Annotated in this window: 19 protein-coding genes; 9 read left to right on the plus strand and 10 right to left on the minus strand. The window is 69.6% G+C overall.

The window, feature by feature from the left end; all coding sequences use genetic code 11:
- Positions 1-119: 119 nt before the first annotated feature.
- Positions 120-734, plus strand: coding sequence for an HAD family hydrolase (locus S1361_RS01445; protein ID WP_208030025.1), 615 nt, complete (start codon positions 120-122; stop codon positions 732-734).
- A 161-nt stretch (positions 735-895) separates the two neighbouring features.
- Here S1361_RS01445 and S1361_RS01450 read toward each other — a convergent pair whose 3' ends face one another.
- From S1361_RS01450 to S1361_RS01455, 3 genes are all read right to left on the minus strand, one after another.
- Positions 896-1,435 (minus strand): hypothetical protein, encoded by a 540-nt coding sequence (locus S1361_RS01450; RefSeq protein ID WP_208030026.1) that lies wholly within the window; start codon positions 1,433-1,435, stop codon positions 896-898.
- Positions 1,436-1,670: 235 nt separating this feature from the next.
- Positions 1,671-1,832, minus strand: coding sequence for an nSTAND1 domain-containing NTPase (locus S1361_RS40015; protein WP_341829366.1), 162 nt, complete (start codon positions 1,830-1,832; stop codon positions 1,671-1,673).
- 76 nt (positions 1,833-1,908) lie between these two features.
- A complete protein-coding gene (locus S1361_RS01455; protein WP_208030027.1) occupies positions 1,909-2,511 on the minus strand; it encodes a hypothetical protein in 603 nt (200 codons plus the stop codon).
- 256 nt (positions 2,512-2,767) lie between these two features.
- Here S1361_RS01455 and S1361_RS01465 point away from each other — a divergent pair, with 256 nt between their 5' ends.
- The gene (locus S1361_RS01465; RefSeq protein WP_208030028.1) at positions 2,768-3,313 is read left to right on the plus strand and encodes a hypothetical protein; all 546 of its coding nucleotides are present in this window, start codon (positions 2,768-2,770) and stop codon (positions 3,311-3,313) included.
- A gap of 319 nt (positions 3,314-3,632) precedes the next feature.
- A complete protein-coding gene (locus tag S1361_RS01470) occupies positions 3,633-4,499 on the plus strand; it encodes a PD40 domain-containing protein (RefSeq protein ID WP_208030029.1) in 867 nt (288 codons plus the stop codon).
- An 891-nt stretch (positions 4,500-5,390) separates the two neighbouring features.
- Here the strand turns inward: S1361_RS01470 and S1361_RS01475 are convergent.
- Together S1361_RS01475 and S1361_RS39795 are read right to left on the minus strand one after the other, a co-directional pair.
- On the minus strand, positions 5,391-6,728 hold the full coding sequence (locus tag S1361_RS01475) for a caspase family protein (protein ID WP_208030030.1): 1,338 nt from the start codon (positions 6,726-6,728) through the stop codon (positions 5,391-5,393).
- Positions 6,725-6,856 carry a hypothetical protein gene (locus S1361_RS39795; RefSeq protein WP_279577596.1) on the minus strand — a complete coding sequence of 44 codons (132 nt, stop codon included), beginning with the start codon at positions 6,854-6,856 and terminating at the stop codon, positions 6,725-6,727. Before S1361_RS39795 ends, S1361_RS01475 begins: the two co-directional genes overlap by 4 nt.
- A gap of 2,182 nt (positions 6,857-9,038) precedes the next feature.
- Between S1361_RS39795 and S1361_RS01480 the strand changes: the two genes are divergently transcribed.
- Together S1361_RS01480 and S1361_RS01485 are read left to right on the plus strand one after the other, a co-directional pair.
- A complete protein-coding gene (locus S1361_RS01480; protein ID WP_208030031.1) occupies positions 9,039-9,617 on the plus strand; it encodes a hypothetical protein in 579 nt (192 codons plus the stop codon).
- A 736-nt stretch (positions 9,618-10,353) separates the two neighbouring features.
- Positions 10,354-11,679, plus strand: a complete 1,326-nt coding sequence (locus tag S1361_RS01485; protein WP_243769028.1) for a M64 family metallopeptidase — start codon at positions 10,354-10,356, stop codon at positions 11,677-11,679.
- Positions 11,680-11,735: 56 nt separating this feature from the next.
- On the opposite strand, the gene S1361_RS01490 is transcribed toward S1361_RS01485, so the two are convergent.
- On the minus strand, positions 11,736-12,221 hold the full coding sequence (locus tag S1361_RS01490; protein ID WP_208030032.1) for a helix-turn-helix domain-containing protein: 486 nt from the start codon (positions 12,219-12,221) through the stop codon (positions 11,736-11,738).
- Positions 12,222-12,249: 28 nt separating this feature from the next.
- Between S1361_RS01490 and S1361_RS01495 the strand changes: the two genes are divergently transcribed.
- Positions 12,250-13,020, plus strand: a complete 771-nt coding sequence (locus S1361_RS01495) for a methyltransferase domain-containing protein (RefSeq protein ID WP_208030033.1) — start codon at positions 12,250-12,252, stop codon at positions 13,018-13,020.
- A 285-nt stretch (positions 13,021-13,305) separates the two neighbouring features.
- The gene (locus S1361_RS01500; protein WP_208030034.1) at positions 13,306-13,674 is read left to right on the plus strand and encodes a hypothetical protein; all 369 of its coding nucleotides are present in this window, start codon (positions 13,306-13,308) and stop codon (positions 13,672-13,674) included.
- Between the two features lie 8 nt (positions 13,675-13,682).
- Here the strand turns inward: S1361_RS01500 and S1361_RS01505 are convergent, their stop codons facing one another.
- Positions 13,683-13,976, minus strand: a complete 294-nt coding sequence (locus tag S1361_RS01505; RefSeq protein WP_208036969.1) for a hypothetical protein — start codon at positions 13,974-13,976, stop codon at positions 13,683-13,685.
- Between the two features lie 300 nt (positions 13,977-14,276).
- On the minus strand, positions 14,277-15,746 hold the full coding sequence (locus S1361_RS01510) for an MFS transporter (protein WP_208030035.1): 1,470 nt from the start codon (positions 15,744-15,746) through the stop codon (positions 14,277-14,279).
- A 127-nt stretch (positions 15,747-15,873) separates the two neighbouring features.
- On the opposite strand from S1361_RS01510, the gene S1361_RS01515 reads away from it, so the two are divergent.
- On the plus strand, positions 15,874-16,869 hold the full coding sequence (locus tag S1361_RS01515) for an Lrp/AsnC family transcriptional regulator (protein WP_208030036.1): 996 nt from the start codon (positions 15,874-15,876) through the stop codon (positions 16,867-16,869).
- 53 nt (positions 16,870-16,922) lie between these two features.
- Here the strand turns inward: S1361_RS01515 and S1361_RS01520 are convergent, their stop codons facing one another.
- Positions 16,923-17,159, minus strand: coding sequence for a hypothetical protein (locus S1361_RS01520; RefSeq protein WP_208036970.1), 237 nt, complete (start codon positions 17,157-17,159; stop codon positions 16,923-16,925).
- Positions 17,160-17,379: 220 nt separating this feature from the next.
- Positions 17,380-17,553 carry a hypothetical protein gene (locus tag S1361_RS01525; RefSeq protein ID WP_208030037.1) on the minus strand — a complete coding sequence of 58 codons (174 nt, stop codon included), beginning with the start codon at positions 17,551-17,553 and terminating at the stop codon, positions 17,380-17,382.
- A gap of 247 nt (positions 17,554-17,800) precedes the next feature.
- Here S1361_RS01525 and S1361_RS01530 point away from each other — a divergent pair, with 247 nt between their 5' ends.
- Complete coding sequence (locus tag S1361_RS01530; RefSeq protein ID WP_208036391.1) at positions 17,801-18,328, plus strand: DinB family protein; 528 nt, start codon at positions 17,801-17,803, stop codon at positions 18,326-18,328.
- Positions 18,329-18,350 lie beyond the last annotated feature (22 nt).

Raw genomic sequence — 18,350 nt, forward strand, 5'->3', positions numbered from 1 at the left:
GTGACCACAGCCCGACCGCGCACCACAGCCCAGGTGCGAAGGTCCGACCGTTCGCACGGACTGCGGCCCGGGCTCCCCCTCTGGCGAACACGACCCGCTCCGGAACCGGAAAGGCACACATGCACCCCGATCTCTCCCCCCGCCACGCCAGTTGTCTGCTCTTCGACTGGGACGGCACCCTGGTCGACAGCCAGTACGCCAACTACCGGGCGATGGCGGCCGTTCTGTCCAGCGAGGGCGTGGACCTGGAGCAGGCGTGGTTCGACGCGCGCACGGGACTGTCGTCGGCGGAGATGATCCGCACCCTGGTCGACGAGCGCTCCCTGCGGCTCTCGCGCCCTGTGGAAGATCTCGTCGCCGACCGCGACCGGATGTTCCTGGAAGAGGCCCACACCGTACGGCCGCACCAGGAAGTGCTCCAGGTCGTCGAGGCCATGCGCGGCCGGGTCCCCATGGCGGTGGCGTCCGGCGGAGCGCGCCACGTCATCGAGGCGACCCTGCGCCACCAGCCGTTCCACAGCCACTTCGACGCCCTCGTCACCCGTGACGACGTCGACCGTGGAAAGCCCGCCCCCGACATCTTCCTGCACGCGGCGGAACTGCTCGGGGCCCACCCCTCGCGCTGCACCGTCTACGAGGACAGCGACGAGGGCGTCGAGGCAGCCCACGCGGCGGGTATGACCGTCATCGACGTGCGCCCCTACACCCGCCTCCGCTTCCGTTCCGGCACCTGAAGCCGATTGCCGCCCCGGCGGTTGACGGAGAGGGCGTCCCGGGCCGTTCGCTGCCGAGTCCCGACGGCCTGCTGCACGGAGTGAGCAGCGGGCGGCGGGCCGAGGCGGCAACCGGCCCGCGCCGAGGAGGTCGATTCCTCAGCAAGATGATTTGTGCGCCCTCAACAGGGAACGTTGATGCTGTAGGTGCGCTGGCCCGAGTCGAGGGCCTGGTCGCTCCCCCAGTACGGCCCGACCTGGTGGTATGTCATGGTGACGCTGTAGGTGCCGCAGACGGTCGTCGACAGGGCCGCGCTTGCTGAACCGGCGGCGGAGGTCTGCCGGCCACTGACGCCGTAGCTGTGGCTGGTGCCGCCGACGCCGGCCGCGCCCTTGGCGTCCCAGGACGCCGGGGAACCGCTGCTCGCGTAGTACCAGGCGCTGCCCCAGTAGTACTGGACCTGTCGCGTGTTGACGACGACGGAGACCGCTCCGCTGGAATCGGCCTGCAAGCACAGCTGAACCTCGGCGTAGGTCCACTGACCGTTGCCGTAGAAGCTTTCGGTCGGACCGCAGTAGGTGCCGGCCGGGGCAGCGGCGCGCTCTTGGGCGGCTGCCGGTGCGGCCAGGGACGCACCGGCCAGGGCGATGGCCGCAGCACCGACCCCGATGGCTGCGGATCGTCTGCCGGCGGGGGTGGTGGTGCGTCCGGTGAGTCGCATGGTCGGCCCTCCTGTTTCCGCGTGACGCCCCTGGTCAGCGGGGCATGACCAGGACAGCAGTCCCCTGTCTGGCCGGGTGGTGTTATGTACGCGGTTCACTCGGTCGGGTAGGGCTGAGACATCGACCTCGCGGCCGCTATCACCCGCATGGGCAACAGTCGGACCGTAGCCAGCAACGACGCCCGCCCGATGGCGGTATGCCGCCGCGCGCCTTCACGCCGCCGGAACGCCTGTTCTAGCCCGGTGAGCGTGGCCAATGGTTCAGGCTGCGGTGGATGCGTGGGTGTTCCCGGTCGGTGTCGATCCAGGGGTGTAGCCGGGGCCAGGCGGTGATCAGCGCTTCGTGGGCGAGGCTGACGACGTCGTGGCCAAGGGTGAGCAGACGTGCGCGGACCAGGTGTTCACGACGACGGCCGTGGCGACGGCGCCACCGGTGCGGGGCTCGGCCGCCGCCTCTGCGGCCGCCTCATCGACTACGACTGCAATGTGGCAGGCGGGGCCGGTGGGCCCTGGATCTCCAGGACGACCGCGGTTCCAGCGACAGTCCGGTCCTCGTGCATGGTGATCACTTGGCCGGTCTGAAGCTGCTGCCACTTCGACGGGGAGAGCGGTGCCAGACGCACCGTGGCCTGCCCTCCGGGCTCCATGAAAGGCGTGAACTCCACCCAAAGGGCGGCGATGTGGAGGTCGGGTTCGGCTGTCGGGAGTTTTCCTCCGGTGTTCCACATCGGTCGTAGGACACCGGCTCCGGAGAAAGGTGTCTGCCGGCGGGCCTCGTCAGCTGGTCTGAGGGTGAGGTCGGCTCGAATGATGCCGTTGCGGGTCTCGAAGCACCGCCAGTGACACCAGGCCGCGCTCCTGTCGAGTCGCAACTGCTCGGCGGCGGTGGCGAGGGTCTGCCAGAAGGCGAGCGGAAGCGGGTGGACATCACCAAGCTCCTCCAACAGGTCGAGAGCGACTTCCCACTCGTCGTGGACGAGGTACTCCCAGACGTCGTTCACCGTGATGTCGTTCTCGGTGGCGACGGCTTCGGGGACCAGCAGTGAGGCGGCTTCCAGCAGCTTGGGAACGTCCATGCCTGGATTCTGGGTGTCCAGGGCGATCAGCAGGTGGGACTTGCCGGTGCCGGTGTCGCCGATCAGGCAGAGAGGCTGTCCCTTCTTGATCCCTCGCAGCTCGGGAGGGTGGGTTCTTCACGGTCACGCCCACCAAGCCGACAGATCGGACCGTCCGGTCCGGTCGCGCCCCGGGCGAACCGCCTGAGCCTGGGGGCGACACCGCTCTGCTCCTCGCGGTCCCTATGATCTTCGACCTCATCGAGGAAGGGCTCGTATGGCCTTTGGAGAACATGTGGAACGGGTCGCCGCCGAGGTCGTCGGAGAGTTCCCGGCGGACAGCGGGATCTACGCGGTGACGTTCCGCATCGACAGCGTCGACCAGGATCCGCGGCTTCCGTACCTGGCGATCGGCTACACGACCGAGGCCGACGCTACGGCGGCGGCGCAGCAGACGCCGGATGCCTGGGAGGCACGCTGGAGTTATGCGTTCTTCCCCGAGACGGGACTCGAAGGGGTGAGGACCGTCGGACGTGACCCTGACGGCGCGCGGTCGCACCGGCGGGAGGCCGAGGCCCGGGGGCTCTGGTACGAGGACGACGACGAGGCGGACGGCCGCGACGAACGGCTGGTCGAGTGGTTCTACGAGGTGTGCGTCGCGGCGGCCAGGCGCCTCCACGACAGCGGCCGGATCGTGGCGGTGCTGGGGCGGCCGGTGCCGGTGATCCTCTACGACATGTTCGACCCGGACGCGATGTTCGAGCTGACGTCGAGCGCCAATCCGGCGGACCTGGTCGCCGACTTCATGGCGGAGGCACCCTGACGCCCGGTCACCGTCCGCGCCCTGACATCCGGTCACCGCCGGTCCGCACCCCTCGCGTGTGACAGCGGCGTACGGAACACGTCACAGAGCTCGTACCGTCGGCCACCGTGGCTTCCCCGGAGCTCCGCCGGGTGGGATGTTTACCCGCCGGAGCGGCCCGCGGCGGGCCGCGGACAGCCATCGGGGGGACACCTTGACGCACCTGCACCACGGAAACGGCAGCGGCGGTAGTGCCGGAGGGGCACGAAGAACCGTCAGGACGGGCGGAGCCGGTACGACGCGGCGTCGCCGGGCGGCCGTGACCGCCACCGCGCTCGCCATGACTGTGCCCTTGACGCTCAACGCAGCAGGAGACGCGGGAGCGGCGGCGGACCACCCCATCGTCTTCGCACGCTACACCGCGGGAGCTCCCGTCGAGGACCTCTACGCCATCTCGGCCGGCGGCGGCACGCCGGTCAAACTCACCCACACCTCCACCGTCAGCGACGTGATGCCCAGTTGGTCCCCGGACGGCAAGCGGGTGGCCTTCGTGCGCTATGGATCCGGCGGCGCAATCGACGGCGTCTGGACGATGAAGACCACGGGCGGCGACCTGAAGGCCGTGCCCGGCACCAAGGGCGCATCCGACCCGGCGTGGTCCCCGGACGGCAAGCGGATCGCCTATGCCAAGCCGGTCGGCACCCAGCGCGAGATCTACGTGGCCGACATCGACGGCACTCCCGCCACCCGGCTCACCCACACCGCGGCGGACGACCTCCATCCGACGTGGTCCCCGGACGGCAAGTACCTCGCCTTCAACCGGGCGGACGCCGGCGGACACAGCAGGGTCATGCGGATTCGGCTGTCCACCCTGGCCCAGACGGCGGTCACCGGTTCCGGCTCCCACGACTGGACGCCGGACTGGTCACACGGCAACCGCATCGTCTTCAGCCGGGTCGACTCCTCGGGCTTCGCACATCTCTACCTCGTCCGCCCCGACGGCACCGGAGTGCACCGCATCACCTCGTCCCGCTTCAACGACAAGTACCCCTCGTGGTCCCCGGACGGCAGCCGTCTGGTCTTCACCCGAGGCGGGACCGACGACGCGGACCCCGAACACCTGTACCTGGTCCGCGCGGACGGCACCGGAACGACCAAGCTCACCAAGACCGACTCCCACGACATGGAGGCGGACTGGCGCCCCTGACGTACTCCTTTCCGAGGGAGGCGACTGCGGGCCCGGTTCGCAGCGGCGGGCCGGGCCCCGGTGGCTCAGGCATCGTTCACCCAGTGCCCCTCGCTTCGGCAGCTTCCGCGCGGGCCTGGGCGCGGCCGTACACGTCGGCGGCCTGAGCGTAGGTTTGCCCGGCTGCGACGAGGTTCCCGGTGTCGTGGTGAGCACGCGCGAGATGGTGCAGGGTACGTCCGGTCTCGTACCAGTCGTCGCCCTGCGATGGCGCTCCAGGGGCAGTGCCGATCGCCTCGATGGTCTCCTCTCCCCGCATGTCCCGCAGGACGACGGCGAGGCTGTGCCACTTCGTGGCGTCTCCCGCGCGGTTGGCGGTACCCCGGAGGCGCTCCGGGGCCTGCCTGATGCATCGGCACCTCGGACCGGCGCTCGGCACGCACGAGGACGGCACCGAGGTCGATCCACACCGAGGCCTCGCTCACGCGGTCACCGAGTTCATGGATGAGGTCGCGGGCAGGGGTGTGGGCTTCGATTGGCTGCTCCGCGTCCCTCACGTCCCCCGGGGCGAGGCCGAGACCGTTGCCGAGGTCGTGCATGGCCTCGGCCTCGCTCTGGCGATCGCTGATGTCCCGAACCAGCGCGTGTGCCTCGGCACGGGCGTCGATGGCCTCCGTCTCCTGCCCCAGGTACGACAGCGCGCGACCGAGGTTGGTGCACGCCACGGCCTCGCTCCAGCGGTCGCGCCTGCGGTGCGCCACCAGGCCGACGGCACCAGCGCGTGCAGCCGCTGCCGTCCCGCATACTGGTCTCGGCATCGTCGGCTCAGCCGACCGCGGCCCCGGGCGCTGGGGATCGCACTCCTGTGACGGACACGGCCAGCGATCTCCTGGGCCCAGCGCCCGGCCTCTTCTAACGGGTCTTCGAAGGTGTCGATGACGGAGCCGATCCATTGCCGGCGCTCGGACGGTTGGCGGTAGGGCAGCTGCCGTCCGTGACCGTGACGGAAAAGGTGACGGTGGCGGGGACGAGGTCGTGGCCGGGAGCCTTGACGGCGGTGGTCACGTGCATGCAGAAGGCCATGCCTTCGCTGGTGACTTCGTAGTCACCAGCGTTGCTGTCGCCGTCGGGACGCGAAACGTGTTCCACCGAGGGCGTGGACCCGTGTGGTGGCCCCTTACCCGACTCGTCGATGAGTTGTCCGATGTACGCTTCGAGGGGACTGTCGGCGAGCCTCGTGTCCTTGCCCAGTTCCGCGGCTGCCTGCTGCACCGCGTCTTTGAGGTCGCCCTTGCTCCAGTGTGTCTGCGTGTGCAGCCAGTACCACCCGCCCAGTCCGGCCACCGCGGCGATGAGCAGCGGCCACACCCAGGTCGGGATGCGGATCTTCGCCTTCGGACGGCGGGGCTTCGGCAGGGCTGTCACGCTGCCTTGGTGCCACAGGGGCAGCGGTGGGACAGAGGCGCCTGGATCCGTCCACGCGGTGGGAGGCGGGTCGCTCGCAAGGGCAGGGCGAGGCGCATTCGGATCAGGAGGGCGCACCAGGATGAGCCTGCCGGCGTTGTTGACCACCCGGCGCTGGGGTCGCGGCATATCGCGTGTTGCGAGATCGCGTCGTACCTCGTCGAAGAGGTCGTCCAGGCTCAGTGCCACCGGCCCTCGCAGAGCCGTGAGCAGGGCGCCGGTGAACGCCGTGTGCGTCGCGCCTTGGGGTGCGTAGGCGACGGCGTTCGCGGAGGTGGAGGCGAGCGTGTAGGTGCCGGCGACGTCGATCTGCCCGGCGACCGTGCTGTGCCCGCTGGTCATCGCCTCGATGGCGCGTCCGGAGAAGCAGCAGTCGAGCACCAGCACCCGGATCGCCGCAGGGCTGTCGAGCAGTTCTTCCCGCAGGGTTTCGAACGGCAGCGCGGTCCAGCGGACGTGCGCGGCGTCGGTGTGGGGCAGTGCGAGGTGTAGCCTGCCCCGGTCGTCCACCAGCCCGTGCCCGCCGTAGTACACGAACAGCAGGTCGGTCGCTTCCTGAGCGACGCGGGCCAGAAGGCTGCCCACCTCGCCTGCGGTGGCGGGATCGCTCACGATGATGCAGTGCTCCTGCGGCAGGGAGCCGGTGGCCGGATCGGTGAGCACCTGCCGTAGATCTGCGAGGTTGGCGCCGATGGCAGGCAGGCTGGGCAGGCCGGATCCGTCGGCGTGGGTGCCGGTGCCGATGAGAATGGCGCGCGAGCGGTCCGGGTCCGGTAACCGCGTCACTGCGGTTGTCCCTCCAATTCGTCACTGTTGAGGAGGCGCTCGATATCCCGCGCGAGCGCCTGGGGATCGACGGCCTTGCCGTCCACCTCTACGGTGCGGCCATCTCGCGTGCTCACCGTGATCCGCACGCGAGCGCCCCGCCCATCTCGCCCGGGGCGGGCGGGAGATGACGTAACCAGTCTGTCAGAGCCCGCAGTTGACCTTCCGGCCCTGACAGGCGCAACCACAGTTCCCGTTCGCCTTCGCTCATCACACACCCATCCTGACCGATGTTCCGTCCCGTCGGTCCCGGACTGCAGAAAAGTGGATCAGCGATGGAGATTGGGACGTTGCACACCACGCCGGTTCAACGGGAGGAGCAACTGGTCAGCGGTCTCAGGCGGGGACTGTGGAGCCGAACTCCCTTCTCCCGCATGAAACCGGCACGGATACATCAGGTCGATGTCACTGGCGTCGGCCAGCACTGACCTCGGCTCCCGCAGCGCGGCAGGACCACCCCCCGTCATAATGGGGGGCGGCCTTGTCCGGGTCGATGCGGCGTGGTCGTCAGCTGCCTTGACGTATTCGGGGGCGGTCCAGCCGTGCTGCGTCCGATGGCCGGCCTCCCGCGCAGCGGCGGCCAAGGCTCGCTTGAGGCTCCGGTGGCGCTTCCGTCTCACCGGCGCCGGCACAGGCCGGGGAGCGACGGTTATGGGCGAAGAAACACTCGCGCTCGGAGGCTTTGGCATACATCGGCCCACCGCACTGGGTGCAGGCCAGCGCAGGGCGCGGCCAGGCCCGGTACATCGCCTCCCCGGCAGGACCCGAGCCGCGATCGTCCAGAGCCACATCGAGCGTCCCGTGGTGGGGCAGGTACGCGGTCAGTGGCGTGCTGCTGGCGAAGTGTGTGCGGCGTCCCGCGCCTGAGCGGCAACCGGCCCCCAGGAGGCGGTGTGGCGTCCCGAGAGCCGGCCGGTGTCAGTACCGGGAGCGGCATCACAACACAAGCGCCGCTTCCGACCCTGCCGTCCATGCCGCGGGCGGCGTGCTGGTGGAGGTCTCACAGCACCAGCCGCCGACGGATACGGCGTCTCGGGCCAGGAGAAACCGGCGGACGATCGAGGAGTTGGAAGACGTCACTTCCCGAAGCGTCGGAGGCCTGGGCGCGGGGCGGGCAGCGAACTTGCGCAACTGCCCGGCGATGCGAATCGCGCCGCCGACGTCATGCGGTCGTACTCGTCCATGCTGCGGCTGTGCCCGGGAGACGGTGGACCGGCACCGCCGCCTTCCCGATGCCGCAGCGCGTCGGTACAGGTGGGCCGGATCTTGAAGCGTCCACGCAGTCACCATGTCGTCCTGTGTGGCGTTGTACGGCCGGGCAGGTCGGATGCGGGCGCCCAGGTCATCACCCGAGCCAGGTCGCGGTGTATACGCTCGGCTTCACCGCGTACCTGGGTAGGGACGTCACCGCGTTCGGCGACGAGGCGGCTGAAGATGGGGGTTTCCTGGAACACGGTGCAGTCTTCTTTCTGCGGGTGGCTGGCCGCGGATCGGGCGGTGATGTGTGAGCCGAACTGGTTTATCACGTCGTTGAGTTTGGTTTCTGCGCGGGCGTCGGGTTGAGGAAGGTGCCCGGGCGACAGCCGACGGGGAGGTGGAGGCGGCCGTGTGCGTCGCGGCAGAACCGGGCGGCGGCAGGGCCGAGACGGCGGGTGCGGGAGATCCCCAAGTCGCGGGGTCGAAGCGGCCAAGTCCATCGCTCGGGCGACGCGTTCGGGGTGGACGGTGTAGCCGAAGTGCCGGAGCCATTCGATGACCTGGCCGATCTCCCTGTGCAGGCGGTTGGGGTTGTCGGGACAGCGGTCGAGGTGCGGTGGTCGTGGCTGCTGAGTGCCGCGGCGATCGCCCGCACCGGCTCATACGCGGTGCCGAGGAATGTTCTCGGCCTCCGCGCCGGGCGGGATACAGACGGGGACGAGCAGCGAGGCAGCCGTGCCGGACATGTCCGGGCGCAGGCCGCGACCAGGGGCCTGGACGCGGCAGATGGCGCCTGCGGGTGGGGTCGGCGAGAATCGCGCAGCCGGCGGCCGCTGGGGCGTACGGCCTTCGGATCGGGAAGTGAGCCAGTAGAACTTGGTGGGAGCCAATCGAGAGAACTCAGCGTCTCCGCTGCGGAGAGGCAAAGGGGGATGAATGGCCAACCACTCGCAGCGCCAGGCCCGGTTGCGACTCGCACGACAGAGAAGGTCTCCTGATGTCGTCAGAGCACGGATGAGGGAGCAACCGGCGGACCCGCCGAAACGATGGTGGCAGCGGATCCCCTGGACGCAGGTGGCTACCGCCGTTGGAGTTCTGGGTGCGGTCGTCGGCCTCATCGCCACGGCCTGTGCCACCTACTTCGACGCGAGAGTCGCCCAGGACCAGCTTGATCAGTCACGCGAGGACGCCCAGCGGGAGATTCGAGATCAGGCAACGCGCGTGACCTACTGGGTGGAGGGCACCGGTGCCATCGGGTCACCCCGCCGCATCCACCTCGTCAATCGGTCGCCAGACCCGGTCACGCACGTTGAGACATACATTCGCATAGAACTCAGCGGGAAATCTCTGGTCTGGGCCCGCTTGCAGACGGACATGGGCCCCTGCTCCCAAGTCGGTTACAGCGAAGAGGACATGAAGGTCGGCAATCCCAGGATCGGACGACACTGGACGCCGCTACGGCCGCTGGGGCTCTTCGACTGGCAAGTCGCATACGAGGGCTTTCTCGATCGCGACGGCAAGGCGTGGAAGCGAACCGCTACCGGCCTCACTGAATGGAACCGGGCCAAAAGTCCAGGTGAGCCACGCGTGGTCGTCTCCGACTCCAACCCGACCGGGAAAAAATTTGCTCAGTGCGGCGAAGGCGCCAGCTGAGTCCGGGCTCCAAGTGCCATCAGTCGGGCGCCGTCGGCGTAGGTGGTCCGAGCGGAGTTCAATCTCTCCCGCTGGTACGCCGGTTGGAGCCACGAAGAACCGCGACAACCGATCCCATCACCACCGGGAACCGTCCCGTCGGCGTCCACTACCACCAGTTCCTCGTCACCGACCACCGGCGACCGTTCGCCGACGAGGAGACGGACGCCTCACGCACCGGGCTCGTCGGCATCACCGCAGGCGACGCCACCGTCCACACCGGCATCCACACCGGCGACGTCGACGTCACGGTCACTGCCCATCCCCAGCTCCCCCCCCGCCGGGCACCAGGGAGTGGGAGGGGATCGCAGAGATCTCCCTCCGCTCCCCCACCGGCACCCTCCAGGTCACCCGCCTCAGCACCGACCTCGCCGCGGCCGGCCCCGGCACCCACCGGCGCCGCGTCCAACGCCCGCGAGCCGCGACCAAGCCGTCGATCGGCCCCCGACATCATCACCGAGCACTACCTCCTCCAGTGCCGGCGCATCCCGCCCACACCAGCTCAACTCCCGTGCCACCGACGGCCATGGCACCCAGCTACGCGCCGAACGACCCGGCCACGGTCCGGCACGGGGCCGCCAGCACCGGGTGACCCGTGCACGTCCAACGTTCTTCGGTGCCTTGTCAGTTGGGCGCCCACGCCCCTAAGTTAAGCGCGCCATTAAATGTACTTAACTGAACACTTAGCGAGGTCGCCGTGCCGCACCGCGCAAGATCGCGTACACGCTGGATCACCGCCACCGCGGCCGCCCTCGCCGCCGTGGCGGCGCTGGCCGGGGGGACGGGTTCGGGGACGGCCGAGGCAGCCGCCCCCGCACAGCGCACCCAGCACATCGAGTACTTCCCCGACCCCGCGGGCGAGCCCGGTCAGGTGAGCGTCCCGGCCCCCCTGGCGGTGCACGGCCAGGCGGCCCGCCGCCCGGCGCGGGCGGCCGCCGAGCCGGCGGTGCGGCAGCTGGAGCGGACCGGACCGGTCTCCGGGCGTCTCGACCTGGTCGTGATGGGTGACGGCTACACCGCCGACGAGCAGGACGAGTTCGCCGCCGACGCCGAAGAGAAGCTGGACGCAATCTTCGCCGTCGAGCCGTACCGGAGCTACCGGGGCCTGTTCAACGTCTGGCTGGTCGACGCCGTCTCTGCCGAGTCCGGAATCTCCGGAGACCCGACCGCCGACGTCGTGAAGGACACCGCGCTCGGCTCCGCCTTCTTCTGTGACGGCCTCGAACGCCTGCTGTGCGTCGACACCGACGCGGTCGCCCGGTACGCCCGCCTCGCCCCGGACGCCGACATCGTCTTCGTCGTCGCCAACTCCGCCAAGTACGGCGGCGCCGGCTACTCCACCGCCGACCTGCCGCCGGCCTCTCCCTTCCACGGCGTGGCGACGATGTCCTCCGACAACGAACGGTCGTACCTCATAGGAGCCCATGAACTGGGCCACTCCATAGGCAAGCTGGCCGACGAGTACCAGTACCCGGGCTACGGCGCCTATCCCTATGCCGAGGAACCGGCCGCGGCCAACCTCACCCTCACCCGCGACCCGGCCACGGCCAAGTGGAGCCGCTGGACGGGGACCCAGGACCCGACCGGCTCGGTGGTCGGCACCTACGAGGGCGGCGGCTACTACGAGACCGGCATCCACCGTCCGACCGACACCTCCCTCATGCGCACACTGGCCTCGACCGAGTTCAACGTCGTCGGGCGCGAGGCGATGATCGCCGGCTTCTACGCCGACGCGGACGCCCTGACCTCCCCCGTACCCACCACCGAGCCGGTCCGCAAGAACCGGCCGCTCGTGGTGCGCCTCGCCCCGCTGACCGGCCTCGCCGACCTCCGCCTCACCTGGTACGTCGACGGCAAAGAGGTTCCCCGGGCGGCCGGCGCCCGCGTGGTGACGCCCCACGCACTGGGCGTCCACGGTCACGGCCACCGGGTCACGGCCACTGTGACCGACCGCACGACGGCCCTACGGGACCCTGCGGCCCTCACCGAGGCGACCAACTCGATCACGTGGACGGTCCGTTAGGGACGCGGGCCACACGCCGCTCGGCCGGCCTGCGCGGGGGCGAGGGCGCTGCCCCGTCACCGCCGTACCGTCCCGCACGGGGGCGTGGGAACGTGCCGAGGCGTGTGGGGGGCGTCCGGGCCGATGCGCTGCGCCACCAGCTGCCGGAAGTGCGCGCACTGGGTGAAGCTCTCGTGATTGCAGTCGAGCGCGCACTCGACAACTTCCAGGGACGCCTGCGCGGCCGCGATGCGGGTGCGCAGCGCCTCGGCCTCTTCGCGCAGGATGTCACGTCGTTGCGCGGGATCGACCGTGGCCGACAAGGTGCGGATAGTGTCCAGGGACAGTCCGGCCTCTTTGGCGCGCAGGATGACGGCGACTCGGGTGAGATCGGTCGAGTCGTAGCGGCGGCGGCCGGCGGAGTCGCGTGAGGGGGCCAGTAGACCCATCGCCTCCCAGTGGCGCAGGACGTGCGTGGCCAGACCGAAGCGTTCCGCTAAGGCTCCGATGCTGAGCGTCCCGTCCTCGCCGCGGACAGGCGCCCCGTACTCGCTTGACTTCATGCCGACATTAAGTCGCAACCTGGCGCCCATGACCAGGACCACGGATACGACCCATGTGTCGACGGACGAATTGATCACGCTGCTCGACGCAGCCGAGCGACTGCCGGGCGCCGGGGAACTCAGGGTGCGTAGCTACGGCCTGCTCGGTGCAGAGCCCGGAACGTCTGTGGTGGACGTCGGGTGCGGAGCCGGGCGCGCTGTGGCGGAGCTCGCCGAGCGGGGCGTCAAGGCAGCCGGGGTGGACACGGACGCGCGGATGATCAACGTCGCTCGCAGGAGGTGGCCGGAAGCGGACTTCCGGGTGGCCGGAGCGTACGAGTTGCCGCTGGCGGACGCCTCCATGGCCGGCTATCGGGCCGACAAGGTGTTCCACGAACTGGCGGAGCCGGAGAGGGCGTTGGCGGAGGCCCGCCGGGTCCTCGCGCCCGGTGGGCGGATCGTGCTGATCGGACAGGACTGGGACACCTTCGTCATTGAGTCCGCAGACCCGGCACTGACCAGGACGATCGTGCACGTCCGCGCCGACCTGGTCGCAGGCCCCCGCGTCGCTCGCCGGTACCGCAATCTGCTACTGGATGCCGGATTCGAGGAGGTGACGGTTGAGGTGCACACCGGTGTGTTCACCGGCTCGGAGATGCTGCCGTTGCTGGCCGGACTGGCCGAACGTGCCTGCTCCACCGGCGCCGTCACGCGCCGGCAGGCGGATGGCTGGATCGCCGAACAGCGAGGACGGGCCGATGCAGACCGGCTCTTCCTGGCACTGCCAATGTTCGTGGCTGCGGCCACCGCACCGTCCTGAAAGGGCGGTTCGTAACTTTTTGAGCAGTTATGTCGCCGTGTCTGTCTGCGTCGAGGACGGAGTATTGTTCGAGACCGTCGTGGTCGAGAACTCCCCGGAATGGCAGACGACATGGTGAGGGTCGAAGAGTTGGAGGCCGCGCTGCCTTCGATGACACAGTGGCGTGTGCCAGGCGGACGAAGCATGGACTGGGCCGCCCTCGAGGCGGGCCTCGGGACGTCGCTGCCCTCGGACTTCCGCTCTCTGGCAGAGGCGTACCCGACACTTGTCATCGACGATTTCCTCATGGTGTCCCTTCCGACGCCCGGCGCCGAGGCGCCATGGGCGTCCGCGTCCAGGGACGACGAGATCCTTCAGGATCTGTACGAGATGGGCGACACCGGGGACTACGTTCCCTACCCGCAGCCAGGAGGCCTGATCTCCTGGGCGTCGTCCAATTCTGGGGACACCTTCTACTGGAAGACGAGCCCTGCGGATCCGGACGCATGGCCGGTGGTCGTCCGCACGGACAACGCCGACTGGATCGAGTTCCCAGTCGGTGCCGTCGAGTTCCTGGCCGGCGTGTACGGGCGCACCATCGACGTGCCGGGCATGCCCAGGAACTTCCCCAGCGACGACCCGAAGGTGCTGGGCCTGAGCGACCGCATCGACTGATCGGCAACTCAGAGGGTGCCATGTGCCTGTGCTGCCCTTTCGCTTGAGGCGGGCGGCCTGGCCGCGGGTTCGCTGGGCGGCCATGGCCGCGGCTGGGTGAACAAGCCCTGCTCGGTCTCGACCCGGATTCCGCATACGACCAGCCGCTTGAGCTTCAGGCGGACGCTGTTGATGTTGTTGGGCACGATCTCCACGTCCATCGCCCCGCCCTCGCCGCCCTCCGGCAGCAGCTCGGCCAGCAGCCCGCCGAACACGGCCGCCGCCTCGGCTGTCTTCCGCCAGTTCAAAGGGATGCCTGACAACCTGCACGTCCTCAGGGGCTTCGTCTGCTGCGTGCGGGCAGACCGTGCCGGATGAGGTCGCCGGCCGGCTCGTGAAGCCGTACCGCGGGGCGGCGAGCCACGCCTTGGTGCGCGGGGCGCTCGAAGCCGGCGAGGACCTGCCGGTCGATGCGGCGGGGCCGGACTCCAGGAGCATGGTGCACCTGGCCGCCGTGATCGGATTCGGGGCCCAGGAGGTCGGGGCGGACGCGCCGGCCGAGGCGGTCACCGGGGCCGGCATGCTCGGGCTCGCGGATGTGACAGCCGCTGTGGGAGTCAGCCTTACTCCTCCCCTGACTCGTAGGCGGCAGGGGCCGGTCGGGTACGGCGAGCCGTCATCGCACCGGCGGCCGCCGCGGTGGCGGCCAGGAGCACGGCGGCCGCTGCGAGGGCGTGTTCGGCCGCGGTGCGGGGGCCGCCGGTCGTGCCGAGGTAGACCCCGCCGATGAGGGCGACACCAAGGGTTCCGCCGAGTTGCTGGACGGCGTTGAGCAACCCCGCAGCGGAGCCGGTCTCCTGCGGTCCGACGGCCTCCAGCGCGGAGGTGAAGAACGGCGGCGTGAACAGCCCGCTGCCCAGCCCCGCCAGCGCGAGGGCGAGCGGGAGTGCCGTCGGGTAGGCGTCGGGGGCGGCGGCGCGGTAGGCGAACGCGGCAGCGGCCAGTGCGCCGGCCAGGGTGACGATGCCGGCGTGCATGACGCGGCTGCCGTACCGGGGGACGAGGTGGCTTCCGGCCGCCCAGGAGGCGACGGCCAGTCCTGTGGACCAGGGCAGGAGGGTGAGCCCCGCAGTGAGCGGCCCGTCGTGAAGGCCGAGTTCGACGTGGAGGACGACGGTGATCATGACGCCGTTCATCACGGCGAAGAACAGCGTGGATGTGGCCAGTGCGGCGGGGAAGGAGCGACCGCGCAGCAGGGCGGGTTCGATCAGCGGGGCTTTGCCGCGACGGGCGGTGCGGCGCTGCTGGGCGACGAACACCGTCAGGACGGCGGCGCCGGCCGCGGCGGTCGCCCACGCGGCGGGCCCGGGGCGGCCGGTGGCGAGCGGGCACACCAGCAGGGCGGTGCCGAGCATGGCCAGTGCGGTGCCGGCGGGGTCCAGGCCGGGGCGGACAGGGGCGCGGTCCTCGCGCAGACAGGGTGCGGCCGCCAGGACGGCCGCGGCGAGGGGAAGGTTGACAAGGAAGACGGCGCGCCAGGAGGCGCCGAGCAGGTCGGCGTGGGTGAGGACACCGCCGAGTGCCGGTCCGGCGACGGCGGAGAGCCCCATGACGGGACCGATCATGCCGAGGGCCTTGGACAGTTCGGGGCCTGTGAACATGGCGCGGATCAGCCCGAACGTCTGCGGGATGATCGCGGCCGCGGCGACGCCTTGCACAGCGCGCAGGGTGATGAGGACGACGGCGGTGGGAGCGAGCGCGCACGCCAGTGAGGTCAAGGCGAACGCGATGATCCCGGCGCGGAAGACGCGCCTGCGGCCGTGAATGTCGCCGAGGCGGCCGCCGGTGAGCAGGCCGAGGGCAAAGGCAAGGGTGTAGGAGGCGCTGAACCACGGGATGGTGGCGTCCGTTCCGCCAAGGTCGGTGTGGATGACAGGGGCGGCGACCTGGACGATCGTGGCGTCGAGCAGGTTCATGGCCTCGGCGGCAAGGAGCGCGGCGAGCGCGATCCAACGCCATCGGTACGGAGCGCCGGCGAAGGCGGTGCGCGGTGTGGCGGGCGTGGTGGCGGGTTCACCAGTGGTGCGGGACATGCGTTCTCCCCCAGAGATACGGATGGCGGCAGACCGGTGACCACCGTGCCCACCCACCCGCACGAACTTCCATTTCGTGTCAGTCGATCGGCGATTACTTCCGTTCGGATCGGCTAGTTTGCTCGATATGCTCGTGCTGGATGATGTGGACCGGGGCTTGATCCATGCCCTGCAGGTGGACGCGCGGGCGCCGTTCACGCTCGTTGCCGAGGTACTCGGCTGCTCGACGCAGACCGTCGTCCGCCGCTACCGACGCCTGTACGCACAGGCCGGGCTGCGAGTGGTAACGCTGCCGACGCCGCGCAGCGCCGGCGTACACCAGTGGTTCGTGCGGCTGACGGCTGCGTCACGAAGCGCGCAGGACATCGCCATGGCACTCGCGCGCCGACCGGACACCTCGTGGGTACGGCTGACGTCCGGCGGCACGGAGATCGTGGCGATCATCCACACACCGCCGTCCGGTCCGGACGCCCACGCGCTGTTGCTGCGCGACATACCACGCACTGCTGGCATCACCTCCGTCTCCGCGCACTACCTGCTGCACACCTACCTAGGCGGGCCGACCGCGTGGCGGGGGCGAGTGAACGTCCTGGACGAGGACCAGCAGGCCCGGCTGCGCGCCGAACGGGACGCAGCCGGCGGTCCAGGGCCCACGGCGGTGCCCAAGGAAGAGCCGTACCTGTTGACCGACGCGGACCGGGTGTTGCTGGGCGCGCTACGCGAAGACGCGCGGGTGAGTTACGCGGATCTGGCGGCGGCCACCGGCACAACGGCGTCGACAGTAGCCCGCAGGCTTGCCCAACTGCGGGCGCACGGCGCGTTGTTCTTCGACGTGGACATGGATCCGGCACTGGTGGGCGTCACGGTGTCCGCGCTGTTGTGGATGCAGATCTCGCCGGCGCACCTGGACGCGGTGGCGACCGCGTTGACGGGCCACGAGGAACTGGCGGTGGTCGCGGCGACGACCGGGCCGACGAACCTGGTCGCCCACGCGCTGTGTCGGGACGCGGAGGCGCTCCACACGTACCTGACACAGCGCCTGGCACGCGAGGCGGTCACACACATCGAAACGGCCCCGGTGCTGCGCACGTACAAGACAGCGGCGACACTGCGGGCGCTCTGACCCCCGGCCCCGGCCCCGATGGTCGCCCACATGGTCGACGACACCACGCCACGTCACGTCACTACGAGCCCTCGCAACTGAGCCATACCTCTCTCGATGCGAGGTCGCCTGTTTCCGAGCAGAGCTGAACCTGCCGAGACACCCGAACCACCGAGGCTGCGTGCCGCGTCCAGCAGGGCCGACAGGGCGGTGGTGAACGCCGCGTCGCCGCCCACCGCCGGGGCGGAGCCGGCCGGCAACTGTGCCTTCATCCGGGCCGGCTCGATCTCCACGTCCTGCCCCACGCCCATGCGCTCGAGTGACGGGCTCGGTGATACGGGTCGGCCGGCCGCGAGCACCTGCTGAGTGTGCTGTAGGCGATCTCTGCCGTAAGCGTGACAACCCGACCCCCGGCTACCCCGCCCGGGCCAGTCGGCACAACCCGTCGGCTGACATGCTGAGAATCCTGACACGAGCGGTCACCGGACAGTGTGACTGAGCGCCGAAGCGGCCTACGGCATCGCGACCCGGTCAACCAAGGGCCTGGTCGGCCGTCGCGAAGCGGTGCTCCGTCGGCCTCAGCACGTCGTAGAGCTCGCCGAAGTACTCCGTTTTCGCCATTCTGGTGAGCACCGCCAGCAGGAAGGCGAGGCACCCCATGTCGTGGTGCTCCCACAGTGGGCCGCGCCCCTCGTTATAGAGCACGGTCCAGTCGTCGGGGTGCTGACGGGGCCGCGCCAGCCAGTACAGGAACGCTGCCGTGCCCTCCTTGGCTGTGTCGCTTCATTGGGGAGTCATTTGGAGGTGCTTCCGGGAGTCACCTCGCGTGGTTCAGCAAGATCAATGTCAGTGAGTTTTGATGTCACTGGCCCGCCCCGGCGGGGAAGGGGATGCGTGTTCGTCGCCAGCGAAGGTGGTCATGGGCGACGGCGGTTCCTGCCATGGTGTGCCGATGAATACAACACCGGATGGACGGCCTATCCCACCCGCGCATGCTGACGAGCGCGCCATGCTGGAGGCATGGCTGGACTTTCACCGTGCAACGCTTGCCCTGAAGTGTTCGGGCCTCAAGGATGATCAATTACGGCTTGCTGCAGTGTCATCCTCGTCGATGACGCTGCTCGGTCTCGTTCAGCACGTGGCTGAGGTGGAACGCAACTGGTTCCAGCGTGTATTCGCAGGTCAGGATGTGCCGCCGGTCTTCGGGGAGAGCAACGTCGACGGCTATGCGCTCCGGCCGGACCGGGGGCTCGATGAGGCGACGGCTGCCTGGCAGGCCGAGGTCGCCCGAGGCCGTGAGTTGATCGCGGACGCGTCGCTGGACGATTCCGGTCGCCTGTCCGAAAAGGAAGCGGGTTTCGTCGGCGATGAGGGGGTCTCCCTGCGCTGGATCATGGTGCACATGATCGAGGAATACGCACGTCACAACGGCCATGCTGATCTCATTCGCGAGCGGATCGACGGAGTCACCGGCGCATGAGACGTGCTTGCGCGGTCCCAAG

This window comes from Streptomyces cyanogenus (genome assembly GCF_017526105.1).
Lineage (GTDB): Bacteria > Actinomycetota > Actinomycetes > Streptomycetales > Streptomycetaceae > Streptomyces > Streptomyces cyanogenus.